Source organism: Caballeronia novacaledonica (assembly GCF_900258035.1).
Classification (GTDB): Bacteria; Pseudomonadota; Gammaproteobacteria; order Burkholderiales; family Burkholderiaceae; genus Caballeronia; species Caballeronia novacaledonica.
Genome location: NZ_OGTP01000001.1, coordinates 602746 through 627312, shown reverse-complemented (window position 1 = coordinate 627312; position 24567 = coordinate 602746). Strand labels below are relative to the sequence as shown.

Sequence of the window (24567 nt, the reverse complement as noted above, 5' to 3'; positions counted from 1 at the left end):
ATTTTTGCGAGCCAAAGCAACGCAACGAAGCAACGAGGAGAAACGAACATGAAAGTCGCCGTCATGGGTGCGGGCGCGGTCGGCTGTTACTACGGCGGCATGCTCGCGCGCGCGGGTCACGAGGTCGTGCTGATCGCGCGGCAGCAGCATGTCGAAGCGATAGAACGCGACGGCTTGCGGCTCGATACTCAGCATTTCGACGAGCGCGTGCGCGTGGCCGCGAGCACCGACGCGATCGCGGTGAAGGGCGCGCAGCTCGTGCTCTTCTGCGTGAAATCCACCGATACCGACAGCGCGGCAAAAGCGCTCGCGCCGTATCTCGAACAGGACGCGTTGCTGATGTCGTTGCAGAACGGCGTGGAGAATGCCGAACGTCTGCGCGGACTGTTGCCGCAGGAAGCGGCGGCCGCCGTCGTGTATGTCGCGACGGGAATGGCGGGGCCGGGGCACGTGAAGCACAACGGACGCGGCGAACTCGTGATCGAGCCGTCGACGAAAAGCGAGGAGGTTGCACGCGCGTTCGTCGAAGCGGGCGTGCCGACCGAGATTTCAAATAACGTGCGCGGCGCGCTATGGGCCAAGCTCGTATTGAACTGCGCCTACAACGCGCTGTCCGCGATCACGCAATTGCCGTACGGCAAGCTCGTGCAAGGCGAGGGCGTCACGCGCTCGATGCGCGATGTCGTCGACGAATGTCTCGCGGTCGCGAAAGCCGACAACGTGACCCTACCCGGCGACGTCGATGCGGCCGTACGCGGCATCGCCGAGACGATGCAGAACCAGTATTCGTCGACGGCGCAGGATCTGGCGCGCGGCAAGAGGAGCGAGATCGATCACCTGAACGGGCTGATCGTGCGGCGAGGCGAAGCGCTCGGCATTGCGACGCCCGCGAACCGCTTGCTGCACGCGCTCGTGAAGGCGATCGAAAGCAAGGCGTCATAGCGCGCGCTCGATGCCGGGCACGGCCGATGCTGTGTTATGGAGCACGCACAGAAAACACCGTGCGTAGCCCAACACACCGGAGGTTCACCATGAAATCGTTCGTCAAGGCCGTGGCCGTCGCCGCTTTAGTGGTGGCGCCGGCGCTCTCTTTCGCGCAAGCCGATTCGTCGCTCACGCGCGCTCAGGTCAAGCAGGATTTGCGGCAGGTCGAAGCGGCCGGCTATGATCCGTCGCGCTCGGATCAGACTTCGTACCCATCGGATATTCAAGCCGCTGAAGGCCGTGTGGCGCGCCAGAATGGTGCTTATGGCGGCACGGCTGACGGCAGGTCGGCCTCAGGCACGCGCAACATGATGCCGCCCTTGAACGACGACGGCACGAAGCCCGTCTATTTTGGCCGCTGATCCGGAGCGGGGCTGAGTTCTGCACGTTCGACACAACGGCGCTACCATGGGTTTTCCGTTCGTTCGCAGGAAGACCCTCATGGATAAAGCTGTCAAGATTCCCGGCCCCGATCATCCGATCACCATCGAACGCAGTCCGTTACGCGTGATCGTGAAGGCGGGTGGACGCGTGATCGTCGATACGACAGAGGCGTTATCACTGCGCGAGGCCTCGTATCCGGAAGTGCTTTATGTGCCGCGCAAGGACGTGGACATGACGCAACTCGAGCGAACCTCTCACCAGACCTATTGCCCTTACAAAGGCGAATGCAGCTATTACAGCATTCCGTCGGGTGGACAAAAAGCGGCCAATGCAGTGTGGTCGTACGAGGCGCCGTACGATGCGGTGGCTTCGATAAAAGATCATCTCGCGTTTTATCGCGATCGCGTCGATTCATTCGAAACGCCCAACGCATGAGGCTTTAGTCGAGCGACGTCTTGGCGCGGTGCTTCAGCATTGCGCTGAAGTCGTCGAGCCAGCCGAGCGACAGACGCCAGCTTTGCCAATATAAATCCACGTCGAAGCGCGAGCCGGGGTGTATCTCCACAAGTGCGCCGCTGTCGAGTTGCTGCGCGACGAGCCGCTGCGGACACATGCCCCACGCAAGCCCGGACGTGCAGGCGCGCACGAAGCCTTCGCCATGCGGCACGACATGCGCGGGCGGTTCGATGTCCGCGCGGCTCATGCGCTTCACGAAGCGCTTCTGCAATTCATCCTTCTCGTTGAAGTTGACGCATGGCGCACGACGCAGCGCATCACGCGTAAGGCCGTCGGCGAAGTGACGCGCGAAATACGCGGGTGAGCACACGGCACGATAACGCATGCGCCCGAGCTTCATCGAACGCCAGCCGGGCACGGCTTCGGCCTGCGTGGTGATCGCGCCTTGCACGTCGCCTTCGCGAATGCGTTGCGCGGTGTGATCCTGATCGTCGACGACGAGATCGAGCATCAGTTCGCGCTCGATGCAGAAGTCCGCCGCCGCGTCGATGAACCAGGTGCTCATGCTGTCGTCGTTCACGGCGATGCGCAGCTTCGCGCGCCGCTCGCTCGGCGCGCCCGGCAAAGTCGGCATGCGTCCGCCGAGTTCCGCTTCGAGCAACTGCACGCGCTCGGTGTGCCGGCACAGCAGCGCACCCGATGCCGTTGCTTCACAGGGCTGGCCCCGTTTGACGAGCAGGCTGCCGACGCGCTCTTCCAGCAGCTTCACGCGTTGCGAAACCGCCGACGGCGTGACGTTGAGATCGCGCGCGGCGCGCTCGAAGGAACCCGTGCGCACGACGGCAAGCAGCGCATCGAGCAGAGCATAGTCGAGCATTAGCGTTCCTTAATCGAAATTAGAAAGTTTAGCTGTTTGAATGCGCTGTCAAAGCGCAGACTACGGCTTTCTTCGATTCCGATCAAGCGACGCCATGAAACCGAATCCATTCAAGCTCGAACGCTATTTCGCGCGGCACGAATTCACTGCGCGCCATCTACTGTGCAGTTCCGATCCCGAGTCGATGTCGATTGGCGAACTGCTCACGTACGAACCCGATGCGATCGACGGCTTGCGCGATACCTGGCTCGGCTATACCGAGTATCCCGGCGCGCCCGCGCTACGACGCGAAATCGCGACGCTGTACGAGCACATCGACGAAGACGAAATCATCGTGCACACGGGCGCGCAGGAGGCCATCTATTCGTTCATGCACACGATGCTCGCGCCGGGCGATCACGCGATCGTGCATATGCCCGGTTATCAGTCGCACTATTCGGTGGCCGAGGCGATGGGCGTGAGTGTGTCGCCATGGAAAGCACGCGAGGAAGCGGGCTGGGCGCTCGATCCGGACCAGCTCGATACGCTCGTCACGCCCGCCACGCGCGCGCTCGTGATCTGCGCGCCGCACAATCCGACCGGCTATCTGCCGTCGCGCGACGTGTTCGATGCGATCGTCGCGTTTGCGCGCAAGCATGGGCTGTGGCTCTTCAGCGACGAGGTGTATCGCGGGCTGGAGCACGATCCTGCGGATCGGCTGCCGGCCGCGTGCGATGTCTACGAGCGCGCGGTCTCGCTCGGCGCGCTATCGAAGACGCACGGGCTCGCGGGTTTGCGGCTCGGATGGATCGCGACGAAAAGCGCGCAGGTGCTCGAACGCATGAGCGCGTTCAAGGACTATCTCACCATCAGCAATAGCGCGCCGAGCGAGTACCTTTCGACGATCGCGGTGCGCCATACCGATGCGCTCATCGAACGCAATGTGTCGATCGTGCGCGCCAATCTGCGCGTGCTCGACGATTTCTTCGCGTGTCACGCGGATCGCTTTGCGTGGCATCGTCCGCGCGCAGGCACCATCGGCTTCGTGCGCCTTGAACGCGGGCACGCCGGGCAGTTCTGCGCGGAACTGCTCGAACGCACGGGCGTGCTGCTGCTGCCTTCCACGCTGATCGATCATGGCGACGGGCATGTGCGGCTCGGCTTCGGCCGGCGCAACATGCCCGAGGTGCTCGGGATGCTCGACGCCTATCTCGACGCGACCGTCACGAGCACCGCATCCTGACGATACGCGGCCGGAAACATCTGCTTCAGATTCGCGACTTTAGGCAGATCGTTGATCGCGATATACGGGCTTTCCGGATGTTCCGTCAGATAGTTCTGGTGATAACCTTCGGCCGGATAAAAGCCCTTGTAGTCCTCGACCTTCGTGACGATCTTGCCGCTATACACGTGCGCCGTGTCGAGTTGCGCGATATACGCCGTGACGATATCGCGTTGCGCCGCATTCGTCGGGAACACGGCCGAGCGATATTGAGTGCCGTGATCCGGGCCTTGATAGTTCAGTTCGGTCGGATTGTGCGCGACGGAGAAGAAGATCTGCAAGAGCTTGCCGTAGGAAACCTGTGCAGGATCGTAAGTGATCCGAACCGATTCGGCGTGACCCGTATCGCCTTCGCTGACGCGATCGTATTGCGCGGTGTTGGCCGCGCCGCCCGCATAACCCGACATCACTTCCTTGACGCCGCGCACGTGCTGAAACACGCCTTGCACGCCCCAGAAGCAGCCGCCTGCGAACACGGCGGTTTCCGTGTGCACGGCGCCTGCCTTTTCATCCTGCGCGGGCGGCGGGATCTTCACGGCTTCCTCGCTCGAGTGCGCGGCGCGCTGCAAGGCGAACGCGCCCGCGAACAGCACGGCCACGCTCGCGGCCTTGAAGGTCTTGCTGGTGGTCTTGAACATCTTTGCTCCTCGATGAGTCTCGTTCAACCGAACGTGAACGCGTAGGCTTCGACACCAGGGTCGAGAAATTCGATCGTGAATGTGCGATCCGCGACGGGGCCCGTCTGCCGCACGAGTTGATAGAGGCGCTGCTCGGTCACGGTGCCGCTTCCGTCGGACTGCACGTCGCTGCCGCGCGAAGCGCCCGGCGCCGCGCCATCGATGCTCACGCGAAAGCGCACAGGCTTGCCGTCCTTCGACGGTCCGAGCACGAGATGCAGATCGCGCGCATGAAAGCGATAGACGATGCGCCCCGTCGCGCCTGCGAGCGTTGCGTGTTCCGCGCCGACTTTCCACGCGCCCGCGAGAGCCCAGTCGTTGACGTCGAGCGCTTTGGGCGCGGCATAGTCGTGAAGCCGGTCGGGCGTTTCGCCGCCCGGCGACATGAACTGCTCGGCGCGCTCGTAGCCGATGTACGTCTCCGGCGAACGCATGTCCGCGTTGTCGGCCTGCATCATCGCGCCTTCGCCGATGGCATCGTCGCCGCTCTTGGCGGTCATCGCCAGAGGCGCGGCTCCGTGGCCCGCTTCGGCGAGCAGTTGCTGGATCACTTGCTCGGAGTGCGCGTAATCGCCTTCGCCGAAGTGGTGATAGCGGATGTTGCCTTCCGCATCGATGAAATAATGCGCCGGCCAGTACTGATTGTTCAGCGCGCGCCAGATCGCGAAGTTGTTGTCGATGGCGACAGGGTAATCGATACCGAGATCGTGAATCGCCTGCTTCACGTTGTCGACGTTGCGCTCGAACGCAAACTCCGGCGCATGCACGCCGATCACGACGAGCCCTTGATCGCGGTACTTCTGCGCCCAGGTCTTCACATACGGCAGCGTGCGCAGGCAGTTGATGCACGAGTACGTCCACACATCGACGAGCACGACCTTGCCGCGCAGCGCTTCCTTCGTGAGCGGCGGCGAGTTGAGCCATTGCACCGCGCCGTCGAGCGGCGGAAGCGTGCCTTCCACGGGCAGCGACGAGGTGCTCGCGCGCATCATCGCGGGCTTATTGTTGCCCGCGTTCGCGGACATCATCATCGCGCCGTTGTTCTTATTCGAGAGCTTGTCGACAAGCTGCTGTTCGATGCCGGAGGTCGCCACCGTCGATACGCGAGCGAGCACGCCGGTGTCGAGCCCGAGCGCGATCGCGACGACGCCGAGCAGCATCGCCGCGCCGATGCCGCGCCGCACCCATTCGCCCGCGCCGAGCGAGCGCTTCATCGCGGTGAACACGCGTCCGCCGATCAGCAGCGCAATCGCGAGCGATGTCGCCGCGCCGGCCGCATAGGCGAGCAGCAGCAGCGTGGTGCCGACGCTCGCGCCGTTGAGCGCCGCACCCGTCAGCACGAGGCCGAGGATCGGGCCCGCGCACGGCGCCCAGAGAAGCCCCGTCGCGATGCCGAGCACGAACGATCCGCCGAAGCTCGGCTTGCCGTCGCCGCGCTGCGCGAACGCGGTGAGACGATTGCCCGCGCTGACGAGCGGATGCATCACGCGCTCTGCAACGCTCGGCAGAAGCAACGTGAGGCCGAAGACCGCGAGCAGCACGATAGCGGCCCAGCGGCCGTATTGATTGGCCTGCGTGACCCATCCTCCGCCCACGGCCGCGAGCGTCGCGACGACGGCGAACGTCAGGCCCATGCCCGCGAGCAGAGGCAGGCCGCTCTTCACGAACGGCTGATCCGCGCGCGAGAACACGAAAGGAAGCACCGGCAGGATGCACGGACTGAGAATCGTCAGCGCGCCGCCGAGATAGGCAAGGACGATAAGCAACATGATGGTGTCGGGTCGAGGTTGATCGTGGTGTGAACGCGGTTCAGGCTGCGCCAGGCGTAAAGGTCATCGCGACGCCGTTCATGCAGTAGCGCAGTCCCGTTGGTTTCGGTCCGTCGTCGAACACATGGCCCAGATGCCCGCCGCAGCGACGGCAATGCACTTCGGTGCGCTCGATGCCGAACGAGCCGTCGATACGCGTCGCGACCGCATGATCGAGCGGCGCCCAGAAACTCGGCCAGCCCGTGTGACTGTCGAACTTGGTGCGCGACGAGAACGCCGCCAGCTTGCAGCCCGCGCAACTGAACGTGCCCGTGCGATGCTCGTCGTTGAGCGGGCTCGTAAATGGGCGCTCGGTGCCTTCGCGCCGCAGCACGTCGAATTGCACGGGATTCAGCAGGCGGCGCCATTCGTCATCGGTATGGACGATTTCGAAGCGTTCTGGCGACATCGCTTGCGGTTCGGCGCCGGCCGCGAACGCGCGCAGACGTCCGCCCAAAGCGAACGCGGCGGCTGCGGCAGCGGTGCCCGTCAGGAGAAAGCGGCGGCGGGTTGGCATGATGCGTTCCTCGTTTTCGAGTGGGATGGACGCATCGTAGTCGCGCGCGTATCCCCGAGTCCTCACCGAAAGTTAAATTAAATGTGATACTTCGGCGCGCGCTTTTCTGCACAATGGCACAGACGCGCGTCGATTTCCTCTGCGGAAAGGGCGCGCATCATTCGATATTCGCTCATGGATCATCCGAAACGCATTCTGATCGTCGAAGACGACATGCATATCGCCGATGTGCTGAGTCTCAATCTGCGCGACGAGCGCTACGAAGTCGTGCATAGCGCCGATGGCGCCGAAGGGCTGCGCTTGCTGGAGCAGGGTGGCTGGGACGCGCTGATTCTCGATCTCATGCTGCCCGGCGTCGATGGCCTCGAAATCTGCCGCCGCGCGCGGGCCATGACGCGCTATACGCCGATCATCATCACGAGCGCGCGTTCCAGCGAGGTGCATCGCATACTCGGCCTCGAACTCGGCGCGGACGACTATCTCGCGAAGCCGTTCTCGGTGCTCGAACTCGTCGCACGCGTGAAGGCCTTGCTGCGCCGCGTCGATGCGGTCGCGAAGGACTCGCGGCTCGACACGGGGCGCATCGAGGTTGCCGGCATCGCGATCGATCCGCTCGCGCGCGAGGCATGGGTCGATGGCGCGCGCATCGAGCTCACGCCACGCGAATTCGATCTGCTTTATCACTTCGCGCGTCATCCGGGCAAGGTGTTCTCGCGCATGGATCTGCTCAACGCGGTGTGGGGCTATCGGCATGAAGGCTATGAGCACACCGTCAACACGCATATCAACCGGCTGCGCGCGAAAGTGGAGAAGGACGCCGCCGATCCAAAACGCATTCTCACGGTATGGGGCCACGGCTATAAGCTCGCGGCGCAAGCGCCCGACGGCAAGGACATCGCGCCGTGAAACTCACGCTCTCGCAACGGCTTTTCGCGGTGTTTTGCGTGCTGCTGCTCGCGTGCTGCGGCGCGTCGGCGTGGCTGCAGATCCGCGCAAGCGATCTGCGCGAGAAGGAGGTCATTCAAAGCCTGTCGCGCGGGCTCGCGGCGCATATCGCACATGACGGCGCGCTCGCCGATGTCAACGATTTCGACGCGCCCGCCGTGCGCCGTCTCTTCAGCCAGTTGATGGTGGTGAATCCGAGCGTCGAGGTGTATCTGCTCGACGATACAGGCCGCGTGCGCGCCGACGATGCCCCGCCCGGACATGTGAAGCGCAATCGCGTCGATCTCGCGCCGGTGCGCCAGTTCCTCGATGGCGTTCCCTTGCCGATCCTCGGCGACGATCCGCGCAGCGACGACAAGCGCAAGGTGTTCAGCGCCGCGCCGCTCGCCGCGCCCGGCAAGCCGCCCTTCGGCTATGTCTATGTGGTGCTGCTCGGCGAGGAGCACGACGCACTGGCGGCGAAGGCATCGGCGAGCGCGGTGTTGCGCACCACGCTCGCGTCGATGGGCCTCGTCACCTTGCTCGGGCTCGTCGCGGGTGTGGTCGCGTTCGGCCTTGTCACGCGACCGCTGCGCCGGCTCACCGAAGCGATGCGCAAGTTCGACGCGCGCGGCGTGCCCGCCGAGCCGCCTTTGCCTTCGATGCAGAAAGCGAGCGCATCCGATGTACGCGAGAACGAACGCGACGAGATCGTGGTGCTCGAAAGCGCGTTCGCGCAGATGGCCGAGCGCATCGGCGAGCAGTGGCGCGCGCTCGGCCGGCAGGATCGCGAGCGCCGCGAGATGGTCGCGAATATCTCGCACGATCTGCGCACGCCGCTGTCGTCGCTGCATGGTTATCTGGAAACGCTGTCGCTCAAGTCCGATACGCTGCCCGATACCGACCGGCGCCGTTATCTGTCGATCGCGCTTGCGCAGAGCGCTAAGGTGGGCCATCTCGCGCAATCGCTGTTCGAACTCGCGAAGCTCGAACATGGCATGGTCGCGCCGGAAGCCGAACCGTTCTCGCTGACCGATCTCGTGCAGGACGTATTCGAGAAGTTCGAGCTGCCCGCGCAGTCCAGAGGCGTGCGCCTGAATGCGCAGATCGCGCCGCGCTTGCCGAGCGTCATGGCGGATCTCGGCATGATCGAGCGCGTGCTCACGAATCTGCTCGACAACGCGATCCGTCATACGCCCGCACAAGGCACGGTGGAGGTGACGCTTGCGCATGCGCCAGAACATGCCGGGCGCGTCGAGGTCACGGTCAGCGACACAGGGACGGGCATTCCGCCCGCGATGCGGGAAGCGCTGTTTCAGCGTCCGTTCGCATCGGGCGGCGCGCATCGCGGGGGGCTTGGCTTGCTCATCGTGCAGCGCATGCTGCAATTGCACGGCAGCCAGATTCGCATGATCGACAAGGAAGGCGCGGGCACGACGTTTCGCTTCGACTTGCCGGCCGCCGTCGCGCAGACCGGCGACGGTGCATCGCACGCACGCGGATGGCACGAATAAAAAAAAGCCCGACATTCCTGCCGGGCTGAATGGGATGGTCATCGCCTGCGCCAGCTTACGCCGTTGGAAGGCGTGTGCGGCGTTGCCCGGTCTGACCATCCGCGTGGACGTTCGAGTGAAAGCCGATTCGCAGTGGACTGCAAGGAAGCGGTATCGAACCGCGATCCTGCCTGCGTCATGTGACATGTTTTAGTCGTTCAGGCTTAAACCAATCTTAAGGACTAAGCCGGTTGCGGTGGCGTGCGTCGCGATCGAAGCAGGACGGTCGAATCTCGGTGCATTCGCTTTAGCGCGTTGGCTAAAGCCGGTTAATCGTTTCTTTAGCGTAGGCTTCTTGCAGCATCGTGAATATGCGACGCTGAAAAATATGCCGAATGACACCCGCGTGAATAAACGCGGTGTTCCTTGATGCGGAAACTCTTCTTGGTTTCCCGCGATATGTTTGCTAGCATGTAATCGGATCGCAGCTACCGCCTGATCTTTCGCCCAGAAGGTGCGGCGCTGTGGCGTGAACTTCAATAGAGCCCATCGAGGCTGATAATAAGCGAAGCGCTCACGGCAGGCGCTTTGCGTTGTGTTGTCCGTGTCGGATGTGTTTCGCAAGCTCACCGCCGCACATGCGGCCGCGTGGCTCGTGCGCGGCGTCGCAGTGCATAACGCAAGACCTGATAAGCATCGACGTTTATTGCATTTCGCGTTCTTCATTGCTTTCGCTTGGTCTTTCGGCGCGAGAAATAAAGATCACGCCGCTTTCATAAAACGTATTTAACAGAATTTTCGAAGACAGTGTGCTCCAACGTAGCTGTTTTGCGCAGCGCGTTTCCAGCGATGTACACGAAGCGACGTGGCCCGGTGGCGGGCGTCGCGCCTATCTCTTGGCATGGCAGGTGATTTCCAGGCAACCGGTTACCGTCATCGATTTTCCATGACGGTGGAATGTCGCACGCATACGATCCGCGCATCATGCGGGAGGAAACGTGGAAACGGAACTCAGTCAACGGCTTGCGAAAGTGTTATGGCGTTGTGCGTCGCATGGGCAGGTGCTGACCTATCAGCGATTTCATGCGCAATGCGACAAGGGCGTGCCGCTGCCGCAGCGCTATGCCGCTTTGGAATCTGCGATCAAGACCCTCGCCGATGTCAGCGTGATCGACTACGGCGTGCTCATGGCGCTCGACAATGGCTTGCCGGGCGCGGAATTCTTCCAGCGCTATCTGCGTTATCGTCATGGCGAATATGTATTGCAGATGGGCGATCCGAAATATCATCGGCAGACGCTCGCGCGCAAGCGCACGCTTGTCGCGCGCGAACGCGATCGCGTGTATGCGCATGCACGCGTGATTGAAGAGGAAAGGGCGAGACAGGCGGCGTGAGCCGGATTCAGGCTTCGGCCTCGTCTGTTGCTTCGAGGCCGGCCTTCGCCAGCACCCAGTCGCAAAAGCATTTCACTTTTTCGACATTGCGTTCATTGACGCGATAAGAAAGAAAGTGCGTCTCCCTTGCGAGCGGCGCGAACGCTCCCGCGCCCAGCTCGATCAGATCGCCGCGCGCAAGCTCGCGCTCGGCGAGGCGCGTCGTTTCCAGCGCGACGCCCATGCCATCCACCGCCGCCGATATGGCGAGCGCCGCACGGTCGAACGAAGGGCGCGGCCCGCGCGGCATCTCGAGGCCGTTGAGCGCGAACCAGCCGGGCCATGTCACGCGGCTCAGTTGCGAGTCGATCAAGGTCATCTTGGCGATCTGCTCCGCAGCCGGCACACCGTCCTTCCATAACGCAGGCGAGCACATCGGGATGATGCGCTCCGTGCCCAACGCGCGCGAGACGACGCCCGGCCGATCATGCGCGAAGCCGTATGAAATCGCGACATCGACTTCACGCGCGCGCGCAAGATCGGCGGGCTCCGCGTCCGATGACAAACGGATCGTCACGTTCGGATGCGTCTGCATGAATTCGGGCAGACGCGGCCCGAGCCATTTCACCGCGAAACTCGGCGCGCAATGAACGGCGAGCACTTGCGCGAGCGGATCGAGCGTCACCTCGGCGCATGCGGCTTCGATGACATCGAACACGCGTCCGAGGCTCTCATGCAGGCGGCGTCCTTCTGATGTCGTCTCCACACGCCGGTTGCGCCGATGAAAAAGCGGCCTGCCGAAATACTGTTCGAGTTCCTTCACCTGATGGCTGATCGCCGATTGCGTGAGATGAAGCTCGCTCGCGGCAAGCGTGAAGCTCTCCAGCCGCGCGGCGGCTTCGAACGCGCGCAGAAGGACGAAGTTCGGGATGCGCCTCATGGAATCACCCTATGCATGAGCGTCTGTCATGTTTCTATGAACAGGCATCGTTTGCCTTTCGCGCTTGGTGTGACGAACATGTGAGCGAACAAGACGCATCACATATCCAGGAGACAGAAGATGAGTTCCCACAGTCCGGTTGCGTATCTGACGAGCGATGAATCGTCCACCTATGCGAAGGTGACATGGCGTCTGCTGCCATTTCTCTTCGTGTGTTACCTCTGCGCGTATCTCGATCGCATCAACGTGAGCTTCGCCAAGCTGCAGATGCTCAATGACCTGCATTTCAGCGAAGCCGTCTATGGCGCGGGCGCGGGCGTGTTCTTCGTCGGTTATCTGTTGTTCGAAGTGCCAAGTAATCTGATTCTGTTGCGTGTGGGCGCGCGGCGCTGGATCGCGCGCATCATGGTGACGTGGGGCATCATCTCCGCAGCGATGATGTTCGTCACCACGCCAACGAGTTTCTACATCATGCGTTTTCTTCTCGGCGTGGCCGAGGCCGGTTTCATTCCCGCGATCCTGCTTTATCTCACGTACTGGTTTCCCGCGTCGCGACGGAGCAAGGTCACGGCGCTCTTCATGACAGGCATTCCGATGTCGGGCGTGGTCGGCGGTCCGCTTTCGGGCTGGATCATGACGCACATGAGCGGCGCGCACGGCGTAGCGGGGTGGCAATGGCTCTTCCTGCTCGAAGGCATTCCGACGGCGATCTTCGGCGTGGTCGCATACTTCTATCTCGACGATAAAGTCGCCGATGCGAAGTGGCTCAGCGATTCGCAAAAGGCCATGCTCGAAGCGAATCTGCGCGATGAAAAGCCCACGCATGCGCTGCATTCCGTGAGAGACGGCCTGCTGCATCCCAAAGTTCTCTTGCTCTCCGTGACGTACTTCTTCTTCACGATGGGCCTCTACGGCGTGAGCTTCTGGCTGCCGACGCTCGTGAAGGCGAGCGGCGTCACCGATCCGCTGCATATCGGCCTGCTCGCGGCGATTCCTTATGGAGCGGGCGCGATTGCGATGCTCGCGGTCGGCCATAGCTCCGACAAACATGGCGAGCGCCGCTGGCATCTGGCGGGCGCGGGCTTCGTCGGCGCGATCGGGCTTTATCTGAGCGTGGTCTATGCGCACTCGACGTTCTTCGGCATGATCGGCCTCACGCTCGCGACGATGGGCGTCGTCACCACCATCTCGCAGTTCTGGGTTCTGCCGCCCGCGATACTCAGCGGCGGCGCGGCGGCTGCGGGCCTTGCGCTCGCGAATTCGGTCGGCAGCATCTCGGGTGTCGTGAGTCCGTGGATCATCGGCGTGATCCAGACGCATTCGGGCTCGACCGGCAGCGGCGTGCTGGGTCTCGCGGCGAGTTGCGTGATCGGCAGCCTGCTCGTGTTCACGGTGCCCGCCGCGCTCGTGAACAGCCGACGCCGCAACGATTGACGAACCCGAGTGAAGAGAGACGGCTCCGTGAAGGCGGGGCCGTTGATGCGTTATCACGTGGCGCCCGCTTCGCGGTCGCGCTGTTCGCTCAACACGAGGCCGAGCCGCTCGACGAGATTCTTGCGCGCATTCGCGGTGTGCAGATCGGTGAGCTCGGCGGCGCGCTGTCCGTCGCCCTCGGAGATGGCTGCCGCGATTGCCGCATGCTCGTCCCAGATCGATTTGCGTTGCCCCGATGCCTGCAGCACGGCGCCCATCACGCGGCGCAAATGGACCCAGTGCGTCTGCGCAGTCTCGGCGATCAGGGGATTGCCCGATGCCGTATAGATTGCCTGATGGAAGGCCATGTCGGCGTCGATCATCGCTTTCACGTCGTCGCTCTTCGAGGCACGCCGTCCGTTGACGATGACCGCTTTGTCGATCTTCGCGCCGCGCTCGGCGGCAAGGCGCGCGGCGAGCGAATCGAGCGCGCCGCGAATCTCATAGAGATGGCTGATCCACGCGGGATCGAGCGGCGTCACGAGCAGGCCGCGTCCGGGCGCATCGACCACGAGGCCGTCTTTCTTCAGAAGACGCAGTGCCTGAAGAACGGGCGAACGCGAAACGGCGAGCTGCTCGGCGATCTCTTCCTGCGTGATGCGCGTGCCGGGCGCGAGCGAGCCGGAACTGATGGCGTCGAGCAGCACCTTGTAGACCTCGTCCACGTAATCGGTGCGGGCCTGAAGCTTGAGAAGTTTGGCGGGCATGATATCGACGGTAGTTTCTGGATACAGAATACGGCAAGGTTACAGCGCGCCGGTGCGACGCGTCAACGCGCGTCGGCGACATGCCAGGTTGCATCCATGTTTACCCATAGAGACAAAGCGGTTTCGCGTCGATAATCTTTGTATACAGAGTTCGGAGTTCGGTAACCGGAATTCAGGTCTCGGCATCAATCCATTCACCCCCACTCGAAACAGGATTTCTCATGACCATCAAATCGGACAAGCTGGAAGGACAAAAGAGCAGCGGCGGCGCGGCCGCGACAGTCAAGAAGCTCGTGCCGTATGGCGGTTACTACGTGAACAAGGTGCCGGGCCACGATCCTGAACTGACGGAAACCGGACCGGGCACGCCCATGGGCGAATACATGCGCGCGTTCTGGCATCCGGTCTGCATGTCGATCGAGCTGACCGATACGCCGCGCTTTCTCAAGATCCTCAACGAGGAACTGGTGGCGTTCCGCGACGGCAGCGGGCGCGTCGGCTTGTTGCATGCACATTGCGCGCATCGCGGCGCGTCGCTCGAATACGGCGCGATTCAGGAGCGCGGCATCATGTGCTGCTATCACGGCATGGTGTTCGACGTGGACGGCGCGTGCCTGCACGTGCCTTTTCCGAAGGGCGAAGAAAAGGAAGCGGAAAAGTACGGCTGTTCGATTCGTCAGGGCGCGTATAAGGCGGTCGAGCGCCATGGTCTCGTCTTCGCCTATATGGGGCCGCCTGAGAACGAGCCGCCGTTCCCCGAGTGGGAAGGCGATTACACGGTGATGCCCGGCGACGAGCTCGTGCCCTATAGCAACTTCCAGCATTGCAACTGGCTGCAGGTGCAGGACAACGCCGCCGATAACTTTCATCCGACCGCGTTGCACGCCGCAAAGAACGTGGTGAAGGGGCAATTCCAGGGCACGACGTTCGATGAAGTCGGCGCGGCGTCGATGGAAGTCGCGCCCGACATGCACTTCCAGCCGGTTCAGCAAGGCCGCAGCCTCGCGTGCGCGGGTGCGCGCCGCGTCAACAAGGATCGTCTGTTCATTCGCGTTCAACATCAGGTGCTGCCGAATCTGAGCCTGCATGCTTATACATCGGAAGATGGCTCGAAGAAAAAGCTCTTCAGCCGCTTCCATATCATTCGCTGGACGGTTCCCGTCGACGATCAAAACAGCAAGATGATCGGCTGGCGTGTGATGGGCCCGGGCATCGATACGCGCGGCATCGGAAAGAAAGAACTGGTGGGATACGAATCGATCGACTTTCTCGACGGTCAGGTTGCAATGCGTCGACCCGAGCGCTTCGGCGATTACACGATCGACGACATCGTGCCGATTCCGCCGAATCATCGCGAACGCGCGAACTACAAGCAGGCGCAATACGCACCCGGCGACTATGAAGCGATCATCAGTCAGCGGCCTATCGCGGTGCATTCGCTTGAAAATCCGACGAAGTTCGACGCCGGTCTGTTTCTGTTTCGCAAGATGCTGCGCGATGCATTGCGTGGTTCGAACCCGGCTGCCTCCGCGCATAACTTTGCGGAATGGTTCCGCGAGAACGCGGGCGCGCCGAACAGCTTTTGCTCCGGCAACGTGTTCGAGATTCCGGAAGGCGAAACCGTCGAGGACGAAGTGGTGCGCCGCCGCAAGGTGACGAAGCAGATCGTCGCGATTCTCGCGGAAAGCGAGCAGTACAAGGGCGAGGCGCGCGCCGCATTCGTGCGCGAGCGCTTCGAAGAACTCGAGCAATCGATGAAGTAATAACGCAGGCAACGCGCGGGCGCGCTTTGCGCTCGCGATGCCGGATCATCGATTCGAGGAGCACGACATGTCGACACAACCCATCTCAACCGAAGCACACGAGCAGACGCTGAAACTGCTCGTGCGTCAGGTCCGGTTCGAAGGCCGGGGCATCAATTCATATGAACTCGTCGATCCCGATGGCGCGCAATTGCCGCCATTCACGGCAGGCGCGCATATCGACATTCATCTCGCGGACGGCGTCGTGCGCCAGTATTCGATCAGCAATGCGCCGCGCGAACGACACCGCTATGTGATCGCGGTATTGCGCGACGAACGCGGACGCGGCGGGTCGAAAGCGCTTCACGAGCAATTGCGCGTGCAGGATATCGTGCGCGTGAGCCGGCCGCGCAATAACTTCCATCTCGTCGAGGGCGCGCGTCGCGTGCTATTGATAGCGGGCGGCATCGGCGTTACGCCATTGAAGGCGATGGCGCATGAACTCGACGACGCGGGCATCGACTACGAAATGCATTACTGCGCGAAAGATGCGCGCAGCGCCGCGTTTGCCGAGGAATTCGAGCCGATGCGCGCGAGTGGGCGTCTGCATTTTCATTTCGATGGCGGCGATCCATCGGCGGGCCTGGATATCCGCGATTTATTGAACACGCCGCGCGAAGGCGAGCACGTTTATTACTGCGGCCCAGGCGGTTTCATGAAAGCATGCGCGGACGCGGCGCAGCATTGGCCGACGGGCACCGTGCATTTCGAGCACTTCAAGGCGCCCGAACGCAGCCCCGGCGAACAGGCCGCCAACGATGCAAGTGACAGCTTCATCGTGCGAATCGCGAGCACGGGACAGGAGATCGAAGTCACGAAGGATGAAAGTATCGCTGAAGCACTCGCCGGGGCGGGCGTGGCGCTGGAGACGTCGTGTTGCGCAGGCCTGTGCGGAACATGCAAGGTGCGCTATCTGCAAGGCGAGGTCGAGCATAACGACTGCATCATGAGCGACGAAGAGAAGACGGAATATCTCACCGCATGTGTATCGCGTGCGACGAGCAGCGTACTCGTTCTTGACCTTTGACCAACGGAAGCCGGCGAACCTGACGTCATGCCGACGAATCTTCCAAAAGGAAATGAGCGGCAGCCAACACAAGCCTTGCCTCATGCGCCAATAGATAGCTTGTTTGCACCTGTTCGCTTATGGGAGCCGCGTTACGGAGGGCCTGCTTAATATAATCATCTCAATACCTCGACACGAGGATGAGATCGCACGAGACCGGTCGTATTCGGGAATCGCTTCGGATGGCTGCACGCGGGAAACGGCACGCGCGGCGTGGTGCTGTGCAACACGTATGGCCACGAATATGTGTGGACCTATAGCGGCATGCGCCATCTCGCGGATGCGTTATCCGCGCGCGGCATCTGGGTGCTGCGCTTCGACTATCGCGGCACGGGCGACTCGACAGGCGCCGATCTCGCACCTGATCAATTCGAATCGTCGGTCGAAGATATCAACGCGGCCGTCGAATATTTCAAAGCATCCGCTGGCATCGAACATGTCACGTTGTGCGGTTTTCGCGTCGGAGCGGCGTTCGCGCTTGCTGCGGCACTGCGTCATCCGGTGGACGAACTCGTGCTGCTCGCGCCCGTCGCGAGCGGCCGCGTGTACATGCGCGAATTGAGTATCGTGCGCAAAACATGGCTCGAACTGCTTGCGCCGCCTTTGCGCGAAATGCAGCAGGACGATGTTAGGCTCAACGTGCTCGGCCAGGTTTATAGCGACGAATTCAGGGACTCGCTGCAGGCAATCGACCTTGTCGCGAGCGTGAACGGCGCAACATTGGCGCCCGCACGACGCGCGTTGATCATGAACGTCAAGGCAGGCGGAACGGACCCGTTACGCGACGCTCTTGCTGACAAAGGCGTCGAAGCGGAGTCGCGTCCATTCGAAGATCTGACGGGCTTCATTCAGGAAACCGCCTTCAATGTATTGCCGCGCGCCGCATTCGCCGAGGTCGTCGCGTGGATTGCGGGCGATGCTTCGCCGGTGACACGCGTCACGTCTATGGTCGATGCCGATCATTGGCCCGCGCTGCAAATCGAAACGCCCGAGGCGATCGAGCGTCCGGTGCGCATCGGCGATGAAGGGCTCTTCGGCATCTTGTGCGAGCCGCGCACGGGATCGAGGCGCGGGCCGGTGTATCTGATCGCGAATACTTCGGCGAGCTCGCGTGTTGGCGATAGCAGGTTATCGGTGCGCGTTGCGCGTGAGCTCGCGCGACGTGGCGTGGCATCGCTGCGTTTCGATGCGCGCGGTCGCGGCGACAGTCCGGCGGCGCCCGGCAAGGTGCAATCGGACACGGCATTCGGCCGCATCTACAATCAGATCGCCACGGAAGATACCGCAGCCGCCGCACGCTGGCTCGCGCGGCAAGGTTATAAGTCGATATTCGCGTTCGGCGTTTGCTCCGGCGCTTATCATGCGCTGAAGGCGGCGGTCGTCGAAAAAGCGATTAATGGCGTCGTCACGGTGAATTTGCCGACGTTCAAGCGGCCGGCGGACGTCGCGCCCGATGGCTTGCGTCAATCGACGCGCAATTCCATGGCGGGCTACGCATTCTCGATGCTCGATCCGCAGAAATGGAAGGCTATCCTGCGGGGCGAAAAGCATTTGATGCGCGTATTGCGCTTCGTGCTCGGCTATGCGATGACGCGCGCACGTTCACGTATTGTCAATATGCTGAAGCTCGATCGACTGAACCCGACGCCGCCTGAACTCGCGACCGAACCCGCTCCGATCATTCGCGCACTCGATGCAAAAGGCGTGAAAACAGTGCTGATTTATGGCGCGTATGATGCGGGCATGGACCTGATCGCCGCGCATTTCGGCAAGCACGGCGCGCGACTGTCGCGCTTTGCATCCGTGCGCCTGATGATCTATCCGGATCTCGATCATGCGCTCTTCATGCCGGCCGGTGCGGCGCACGTCGTCGCGCTGTGCGAGCGTATCGCCAAGGAAGTGCATGCGCCCATCGCGGATTCGGCGTTTCCGCATGAGGAACCTGTCGTGTTGTGAAACGCAATACGGTGTGTCAGCGAGCTCGCCGTGTCTTGGGTATCCTTCGACATGGGAACACGTCCCTTCGCGGGCAGTGTCCCATCGGGAATCCATGACAGCGGCGTTCGAACGGCGCGCTCGCGTCGCGAAGGCCGCTCAACACAATGCACAGGAGTCTGGCGATGTCGATTGAAAAGGTTCTATACCGTGCGCATGCTCATGTCACCGGCGGGCGCGATGGCCGTGCGACCGTGCCCGAAAGCAATCTCGATCTTAAGCTGACGACGCCGAAAGAACTCGGCGGCGGTGGCGGCGATGGCACGAATCCCGAGCAACTCTTCGCGGCAGGTTATAGCGCATGCTTCATCGGCGCGATCAAGTTCGTGGCCGCGCGCGACAAGATCACGCTGCCGAAAGATGTCGCGGTCGATGGCAACGTAGGGATTGGACAAATCCCGAACGGCTTCGGCATCGAAGTCGAACTGAAGATATCGCTGCCGGGCATGGATCGCGGCGAGGCGCAGGCATTGGTCGACAAGGCGCACATCGTGTGCCCTTATTCCAATGCGACGCGCAATAATATCGACGTCAAATTGACGCTGGCATAGGAATGTCGAACGTTCGAGCGTTCGTTTGAACGGACGCTCGAACGTCGATCACCATGTTTGGCGCATCACCATCAGGCGCGCTTCGGTCATGTCCTCGATCGCATAGCGAATGCCTTCCCGGCCGAGTCCCGAATCCTTCACGCCGCCATAAGGCATGTTATCGACGCGGAACGAGGGCACGTCGTTGATCACGACGCCGCCGACTTCGAGCGAGTCCCACGCCTCGTGCGCATGCGCGAGCGAATCCGTGAAAATGCCCGCCTGCAAGCCAAAATCGCTGTCATTCACGGTGTTCAGTGCTTCCTTGAAATCATCGAACTTTTCGAGGATCGCGACAGGCCCGAACGCTTCCTTCCGATAAAGATCCGAATCTCGTCCGACGTTTTCCAGCAGCGTCGCTTCGAACATCGCGCCATCCACCTTGCCGCCCGCGATGATCTTCGCGCCTTCCTTCACGGCGTTTTCCATCCAGTCTGCGAGACGTTTAGATTCCGACTCGGAGATCATGGGGCCGACGAAGGTCTTCTCGTCCTTCGGATCGCCCATTTTGAGCGACTTCGTTTTCTCGATGAGCTTTTCACGCAAGGCATCGTAAAGCGACGCGTGCACGAGAATTCGCTGCACGCCGATGCAGCTTTGCCCGGACTGATAGAACGCGCCGAACGCGAGCCTGTCGACGACATAATCGAGCTTTTCGCGCTGATCGCTATCGACGATTGCAGCGGCGTTTCCGCCCAGTTCCAGAATCACCTTCTTCTTGCCCGCTTTAGCCTTCAAATCCCAGCCGACAGCGGGCGAACCGGTGAAGGAGAGGAGCTTGAACCGCTCGTCGGTCGTGAACAGATCGGCGCCGTCGCGGTGCGCTGGCAGTATCGAAAACGCACCTTTGGGCAGATCCGTTTCCGCAAGCACTTCACCGATGATCAACGCGCCGATCGGCGTGCGGCTCGCGGGTTTCATGACGAACGGCACGCCGGCGGCGATCGCCGGCGCGACCTTGTGCGCAGCAAGGTTCAAAGGAAAATTGAAAGGCGAAATGAAGGAACAGGGACCAATCGGCACGCGTTTCACATAGCCGTGATAACCCTTGGCGCGCGGCGAGATTTCCAGATTCAGTATTTCGCCGTCGATGCGAACCGACTCTTCGGCCGCGACCTTGAATGTGTCGATAAGACGCGTGACTTCGCCGCGCGAATCGTTGATCGGCTTGCCGGCTTCGATGCACAAGGCCATCGCCATTTCATCTGCGCGTTCGCGAAAGCGCTTCACGCAATGTTCGAGTACGGCCTGGCGTTTGAACGGAGGAAATGCGCGCATTTCAGGCATCGCGGCAACCGCGAGGCCGATCGCCTTGTCGATGGCTTGGGCATCGGCGAGCGCGACGCGTGTCGCGACTTCGCCGCTGAACTTGTCAGTCACTTCCAGATCGGTATTGGCGGAAATCGGCTCGTTGGCGAGGTAATACGGGTAAGTTGGCTTCAGCATGAACGCTCTCCTGTCGGGACGCGTTGTCGATGTCAGCCAGATTACCGCTTAAATGCAGCACGTGCAGGAGAGCACGAACCGCGGAATGAGATAGCATTCGAACGGAAACGAACGAAGCGTGCGGTCACGCTTCACATGCCCGACATTCGGAGGAAACGATGCTGACATCTGGAATCGATCACGTGGGACTCACAGTACGCAATCTTGACGCGACGCGAGAGTTTTTCGTCCAATGTCTTGGTTGGCAGATCGCCGGCGAGCGGCCCGAATATCCGGCCGTGTTCGTATCGGATGGAAAGCTGCTGGTTACGCTATGGCAGGTGAAAGACGAATCAGCGCCAATTGCATTCGACCGGCGAAAGAATATCGGGCTGCATCATCTCGCGTTGCGTGCGACGGATGAAGCCGCGCTCGCGACGATTCTCGAACGCGTGTCGGCATGGCCCGGCGTGACGGTCGAATTCGCGCCGGAAACGCTAGGTGCGGGGCCGAAGCGCCATATGATGATTTATGAACCGGGCGGCATTCGGATCGAATTCGATTTCGATCCTCGCGTTTAGACCAAACGCGGCCGAAAAGAAACGGCGAAGTTGTCAATGAACTCCGCCGTTTAAGAATCTGGTGTCAGGCGATCAGGAATGGCGTGCGATCTTCGACGGATGCGAGCCACGCCGGTGCACGACCGCGACCGCTCCACGTTGCGCCCGATTGCGGATCTCGATAGAGCGCGGGTTGCGGACCGCGCGGTTGGCCTTTTCGCTTTCCATTGCCCTTGACTGCGGCACCGGCCTTTCCTTTAGCCTTGGTTGCCGGCGCACTTGCGCCGACCGCGAACTTGCTGCGGTCTTTCGCATTGGCGATCCAGCCGGGTGCGCGACCGCGCCCGCTCCAGGTAGCGCCGGTTTTCGGATCCTGATAAGCGACCGTGCCTTGCTTCTTTGCAGCGGTCGATTTGCCTGCTTTCTTGCGCGTACCCGAATATTGTTCGATGTCCGAGATGGTCAATCCATGGCTCGACATCAATTCATGAATCTTCTGCAGCACGCTTTCAGATTTCCTGGCGATGAGCGCATCGGCTTTCGCTTGAAGTGCTTCGATACGTGCCTGAATACTTTCTAGCGTCGACATGACTTACCTCTATTAGATTGTCGCTTGCACTATGCCACGTACATGCGCAAGACGCTAGAGGAAATTCGTGTCAATACATCGCAAAAGAGATTCAGAAAAAAGCGCTTTTAAGGAGATAAGCGGTGTGACACACATTGCGGACTTTATTGCTGTCTCGTCAAGAAAACTCAAAGTTGCTTTCAAATTTTCTTTAAAACGCTCGCCTGTCCGAGTTCCGTCCGCGTGTGTAGCGCAATCCCGCTCACGACGATTCAGCTTCCGCGATAAGTCCCGAAACTCCAGGGCGAGCAAAGCAGCGGCACATGATAGTGCTGCGTCGCGTCGGCGAGCGTGAAGCGCACCGGGACGACATCAGCAAATACATCCGGTGTCTTGAAGTAATCCGCAACCCAGAAACGCAATTCGAAATCGCCTGCGCGCGCTTGTGCGGCCGGCAGGATGGGTGAATCCGTGCGTCCATCGCGATTGGTGCGCGTGCGCGCAAGCAGCGTCGGCGGTTGGGTGCCGACGTCGAACAATTCGATCTGCATGCCGGCAGCGGGTTTGCCGAGCGCGACGTCGAGTACATGCGTGGTGATGCCTGCGGCCATGATATGTCTCCTGATCTCGCGTTTTGTTTGCGTATCGCTCAACTGCCGCGATAGTAGTTATAGCTCCACGGCCCGAATAACACCGGCAAGTGAATGCGCTGATTGACGTCGATGATGCGAAAGCGCAGCGGGATCTTCGAAAGAAACAACGGCTGCGGCAGATTCGCTTTCCGCGCGGCGAAGTATTCGTCCGCATGCAGCAAAAGCTCATACGTGCCCGCGCGATAGGTATCGCCGATCAGCAGCGGCGGCTCGCTGCGGCCACTCGCTGCGAGGGTGGTCGTTTGCAGGAGCTTCGAGCGTCCGTCTTCGATCGCGAACAAATCCACGCGCATGCCCGCAGCGGGCGTGCCGTGCCATGTGTCGAGGCCGTGCATCGTGAGGCGCGGGCTCAGGCCGTCTTGTTGCACCGGACCGGTTGTCTGGTTCGGCGACGTCGGTGCATCGGCGGCCAAGGCCGTCTTCGCGATCAGCATGCTTGTGCCCAACGCGACCGATTGCAGGGCGAATCGGCGGCGGTTCACATCGAAAGCCGGGGAGGTATCTTTGTCGCGCATGTCAGGCCTCTTGTTGGTTGCCGAGCTTGCGAATGCCGATGATGACGAGCACCGCAGCCACGATCTCGATGACGGCGACGAGATAGAGACCGGCCGTCAACTTGCCCGTCGCGTTCTTGACGAGTCCCATCACATACGGCGCGCCGAAACCCGCGAGATTGGAGACTGAGTTGATCAGCGCCACGCCGATCGCCGCGGCGCTGCCCGCGAGATAGCGGTTGGGCAATTGCCAGAACACGGGGATCGCGCTCATCGTGCCGATCAGCGATGCCGTCATGGCCAGCAGCGCAATGACCGGCGAAATCTTGTCTAAGCCCATCAGCACGGCGAGCGCCGCCATGGAAACACCGCCGACGATCGCCGCGCCGCTGAAGTGCCAGCGCACTTCGTTGCTGCGGTCCGAGTGCGCACCGTTGATGATCATGCCGGCCGCGCCGCACAGATACGCGATTGCCGCGATCCAGCCGACGGCCATCGGCGTGCTCACGCCTACATCCCTGATGACGGTCGGAATCCAGAAGGTCAGTGTCGAGTTCGCGCACAGCAGGCAGAAGAAGATCGCAATCAACAGCCACACTTTGCGATTCGTGAAGAGCGAGCGCCAGTCGTGGCCACGTTCGCCCATCGCGGCGTTATCGCGTTGCAGGGCATCGAGCACAACGCGCTTTTCATCGTCGTTGAGCCAGCGTGCCTGCTCGGGCTTGTCGGTCATGTAGAAATAAGCGAACACACCGGCGAGCACTGACGGAATACCTTCGATGATGAAGAGCCATTGCCAGCCGTGCATGCCATGCACGCCGCCCATCGACGTCATGATCCAGCCGGCGAGCGGGCCGCCGAGCACGCCCGCGATCGCCGATGCCGACATGAACGTGCCGAAGGCCCGAGCGCGCCGCTGCGACGGATACCAGTAGGTGAGATAGAGAATGACGCCCGGATAAAAGCCCGCTTCGAAAGCGCCGAGCAGGAAACGCAGGATATAGAACTGCGTGGGCGTGGAGACATGCGTTTGCAGCATGCAGATGATGCCCCAGCAGATCGTGATGCGCATGATCGTCTTTTTGGCGCCGATCTTTTGCAGCAGCATGTTCGACGGCACTTCGAACAGGAAATAGCCAAGGAAGAAGATTCCGGCGCCGAGTCCATAGACCGCTTCGCTGAAATGCAGCGAGTCCAGCATCTGCAACTTGGCGAAGCCGATATTCACGCGATCCAGCCACGCAAGCACCCAAAGCACGCCGAGAAACGGCAGCAAGCGCCACGAGACCTTGCGATAGACGCTCGCTTCGGCGCTTTCGGCCTCGCTCGCGAAAACCGGCATCTCCTGTTTGATGAGCGACATGGTTTCTCCTTTCCAGTCGGTTTGCGTCGCACGACTGCGCTCGTGCGTTCGGTTGGAAGCAAGTATAGAAACGGCCAAAAAATCGGGAACGGGGGACGGGCCAATAAGCCCCATAGCAACGCGTATATGGGTTGCAAATCCTTATCCGGCGCGGCTCACCGCCTTTTCGACCGGCGC

The 24567-nt window shown here is 61.5% G+C and carries 25 protein-coding genes; 13 read left to right on the top strand and 12 right to left on the bottom strand.

The window, feature by feature from the left end; genetic code table 11:
* Window positions 1–48 precede the first annotated feature (48 nt).
* The 3 genes from NOV72_RS02905 to NOV72_RS02895 all read left to right on the top strand — a co-directional run bounded on the left by NOV72_RS02905 (window position 49) and on the right by NOV72_RS02895 (window position 1803).
* Window positions 49–942 (top strand): ketopantoate reductase family protein, encoded by an 894-nt coding sequence (locus NOV72_RS02905; protein ID WP_106853041.1) that lies wholly within the window; start codon window positions 49–51, stop codon window positions 940–942.
* Window positions 943–1031: 89 nt separating this feature from the next.
* Window positions 1032–1346, top strand: coding sequence for a DUF4148 domain-containing protein (locus NOV72_RS02900; protein ID WP_106853040.1), 315 nt, complete (start codon window positions 1032–1034; stop codon window positions 1344–1346).
* A gap of 79 nt (window positions 1347–1425) precedes the next feature.
* Window positions 1426–1803: a DUF427 domain-containing protein gene (locus NOV72_RS02895; RefSeq protein ID WP_106853039.1), complete on the top strand. Its 378-nt coding sequence runs from the start codon at window positions 1426–1428 to the stop codon at window positions 1801–1803.
* Between the two features lie 4 nt (window positions 1804–1807).
* On the opposite strand, the gene NOV72_RS02890 is transcribed toward NOV72_RS02895, so the two are convergent.
* Complete coding sequence (locus NOV72_RS02890; protein WP_106853038.1) at window positions 1808–2701, bottom strand: LysR family transcriptional regulator ArgP; 894 nt, start codon at window positions 2699–2701, stop codon at window positions 1808–1810.
* Window positions 2702–2795: 94 nt separating this feature from the next.
* On the opposite strand from NOV72_RS02890, the gene NOV72_RS02885 reads away from it, so the two are divergent.
* Entirely contained in the window at window positions 2796–3923 is a 1128-nt protein-coding gene (locus NOV72_RS02885; protein ID WP_106853037.1) for an aminotransferase class I/II-fold pyridoxal phosphate-dependent enzyme, read from the top strand.
* Here NOV72_RS02885 and msrA read toward each other — a convergent pair.
* Genes msrA through msrB form a run of 3 tightly spaced genes read right to left on the bottom strand, consistent with a single transcriptional unit; the run spans window position 3887 to window position 6964 of the window.
* The gene (gene msrA, locus NOV72_RS02880; protein WP_106853036.1) at window positions 3887–4600 is read right to left on the bottom strand and encodes a peptide-methionine (S)-S-oxide reductase MsrA; all 714 of its coding nucleotides are present in this window, start codon (window positions 4598–4600) and stop codon (window positions 3887–3889) included. The genes NOV72_RS02885 and msrA overlap by 37 nt on opposite strands.
* Before the next feature lie 23 nt (window positions 4601–4623).
* The gene (locus NOV72_RS02875) at window positions 4624–6408 is read right to left on the bottom strand and encodes a cytochrome c biogenesis protein DipZ (protein WP_106853035.1); all 1785 of its coding nucleotides are present in this window, start codon (window positions 6406–6408) and stop codon (window positions 4624–4626) included.
* A gap of 40 nt (window positions 6409–6448) precedes the next feature.
* Window positions 6449–6964, bottom strand: coding sequence for a peptide-methionine (R)-S-oxide reductase MsrB (gene msrB, locus NOV72_RS02870; protein ID WP_106853034.1), 516 nt, complete (start codon window positions 6962–6964; stop codon window positions 6449–6451).
* 174 nt (window positions 6965–7138) lie between these two features.
* Here msrB and NOV72_RS02865 point away from each other — a divergent pair, with 174 nt between their 5' ends.
* Window positions 7139–7870 carry a response regulator transcription factor gene (locus tag NOV72_RS02865; protein WP_106853033.1) on the top strand — a complete coding sequence of 244 codons (732 nt, stop codon included), beginning with the start codon at window positions 7139–7141 and terminating at the stop codon, window positions 7868–7870.
* Window positions 7867–9402 (top strand): sensor histidine kinase, encoded by a 1536-nt coding sequence (locus NOV72_RS02860; protein WP_106853032.1) that lies wholly within the window; start codon window positions 7867–7869, stop codon window positions 9400–9402. Before NOV72_RS02865 ends, NOV72_RS02860 begins: the two co-directional genes overlap by 4 nt.
* 189 nt (window positions 9403–9591) lie before the next feature.
* On the opposite strand, the gene NOV72_RS31810 is transcribed toward NOV72_RS02860, so the two are convergent.
* Window positions 9592–10107 carry a hypothetical protein gene (locus NOV72_RS31810; RefSeq protein ID WP_146149936.1) on the bottom strand — a complete coding sequence of 172 codons (516 nt, stop codon included), beginning with the start codon at window positions 10105–10107 and terminating at the stop codon, window positions 9592–9594.
* Between the two features lie 272 nt (window positions 10108–10379).
* On the opposite strand from NOV72_RS31810, the gene NOV72_RS02855 reads away from it, so the two are divergent.
* Window positions 10380–10775 (top strand): hypothetical protein, encoded by a 396-nt coding sequence (locus NOV72_RS02855; protein WP_106853031.1) that lies wholly within the window; start codon window positions 10380–10382, stop codon window positions 10773–10775.
* A 7-nt stretch (window positions 10776–10782) separates the two neighbouring features.
* Here NOV72_RS02855 and NOV72_RS02850 read toward each other — a convergent pair whose 3' ends face one another.
* Complete coding sequence (locus tag NOV72_RS02850) at window positions 10783–11694, bottom strand: LysR substrate-binding domain-containing protein (RefSeq protein WP_106853030.1); 912 nt, start codon at window positions 11692–11694, stop codon at window positions 10783–10785.
* A gap of 120 nt (window positions 11695–11814) precedes the next feature.
* Between NOV72_RS02850 and NOV72_RS02845 the strand changes: the two genes are divergently transcribed.
* On the top strand, window positions 11815–13128 hold the full coding sequence (locus NOV72_RS02845) for an MFS transporter (RefSeq protein ID WP_106853029.1): 1314 nt from the start codon (window positions 11815–11817) through the stop codon (window positions 13126–13128).
* Between the two features lie 53 nt (window positions 13129–13181).
* Here NOV72_RS02845 and NOV72_RS02840 read toward each other — a convergent pair whose 3' ends face one another.
* A complete protein-coding gene (locus NOV72_RS02840; RefSeq protein WP_106853028.1) occupies window positions 13182–13874 on the bottom strand; it encodes a GntR family transcriptional regulator in 693 nt (230 codons plus the stop codon).
* A 221-nt stretch (window positions 13875–14095) separates the two neighbouring features.
* Between NOV72_RS02840 and NOV72_RS02835 the strand changes: the two genes are divergently transcribed.
* The 4 genes from NOV72_RS02835 to NOV72_RS02820 all read left to right on the top strand — a co-directional run bounded on the left by NOV72_RS02835 (window position 14096) and on the right by NOV72_RS02820 (window position 19288).
* The gene (locus tag NOV72_RS02835; RefSeq protein WP_106853027.1) at window positions 14096–15637 is read left to right on the top strand and encodes a Rieske 2Fe-2S domain-containing protein; all 1542 of its coding nucleotides are present in this window, start codon (window positions 14096–14098) and stop codon (window positions 15635–15637) included.
* 67 nt (window positions 15638–15704) lie between these two features.
* A complete protein-coding gene (locus NOV72_RS02830; RefSeq protein ID WP_106853259.1) occupies window positions 15705–16703 on the top strand; it encodes a PDR/VanB family oxidoreductase in 999 nt (332 codons plus the stop codon).
* Window positions 16704–16955: 252 nt separating this feature from the next.
* On the top strand, window positions 16956–18698 hold the full coding sequence (locus tag NOV72_RS02825; RefSeq protein ID WP_106853026.1) for an alpha/beta fold hydrolase: 1743 nt from the start codon (window positions 16956–16958) through the stop codon (window positions 18696–18698).
* Between the two features lie 164 nt (window positions 18699–18862).
* The gene (locus tag NOV72_RS02820; protein ID WP_106853025.1) at window positions 18863–19288 is read left to right on the top strand and encodes an organic hydroperoxide resistance protein; all 426 of its coding nucleotides are present in this window, start codon (window positions 18863–18865) and stop codon (window positions 19286–19288) included.
* Between the two features lie 48 nt (window positions 19289–19336).
* Here NOV72_RS02820 and NOV72_RS02815 read toward each other — a convergent pair whose 3' ends face one another.
* Window positions 19337–20773, bottom strand: a complete 1437-nt coding sequence (locus NOV72_RS02815) for an aldehyde dehydrogenase family protein (RefSeq protein ID WP_106853024.1) — start codon at window positions 20771–20773, stop codon at window positions 19337–19339.
* A 158-nt stretch (window positions 20774–20931) separates the two neighbouring features.
* Here NOV72_RS02815 and NOV72_RS02810 point away from each other — a divergent pair, with 158 nt between their 5' ends.
* Window positions 20932–21333 (top strand): VOC family protein, encoded by a 402-nt coding sequence (locus tag NOV72_RS02810; protein ID WP_106853023.1) that lies wholly within the window; start codon window positions 20932–20934, stop codon window positions 21331–21333.
* A gap of 64 nt (window positions 21334–21397) precedes the next feature.
* On the opposite strand, the gene NOV72_RS02805 is transcribed toward NOV72_RS02810, so the two are convergent.
* The 4 genes from NOV72_RS02805 to NOV72_RS02790 all read right to left on the bottom strand — a co-directional run bounded on the left by NOV72_RS02805 (window position 21398) and on the right by NOV72_RS02790 (window position 24390).
* The gene (locus NOV72_RS02805) at window positions 21398–21901 is read right to left on the bottom strand and encodes an H-NS family nucleoid-associated regulatory protein (RefSeq protein ID WP_106853022.1); all 504 of its coding nucleotides are present in this window, start codon (window positions 21899–21901) and stop codon (window positions 21398–21400) included.
* A 251-nt stretch (window positions 21902–22152) separates the two neighbouring features.
* Window positions 22153–22491 (bottom strand): hydroxyisourate hydrolase, encoded by a 339-nt coding sequence (uraH, locus tag NOV72_RS02800; RefSeq protein ID WP_106853021.1) that lies wholly within the window; start codon window positions 22489–22491, stop codon window positions 22153–22155.
* 38 nt (window positions 22492–22529) lie between these two features.
* Window positions 22530–23048: a hydroxyisourate hydrolase gene (locus NOV72_RS02795; RefSeq protein WP_106853020.1), complete on the bottom strand. Its 519-nt coding sequence runs from the start codon at window positions 23046–23048 to the stop codon at window positions 22530–22532.
* Window position 23049: 1 nt separating this feature from the next.
* Window positions 23050–24390 (bottom strand): MFS transporter, encoded by a 1341-nt coding sequence (locus tag NOV72_RS02790; protein WP_106853019.1) that lies wholly within the window; start codon window positions 24388–24390, stop codon window positions 23050–23052.
* Window positions 24391–24567: the final 177 nt, after the last annotated feature.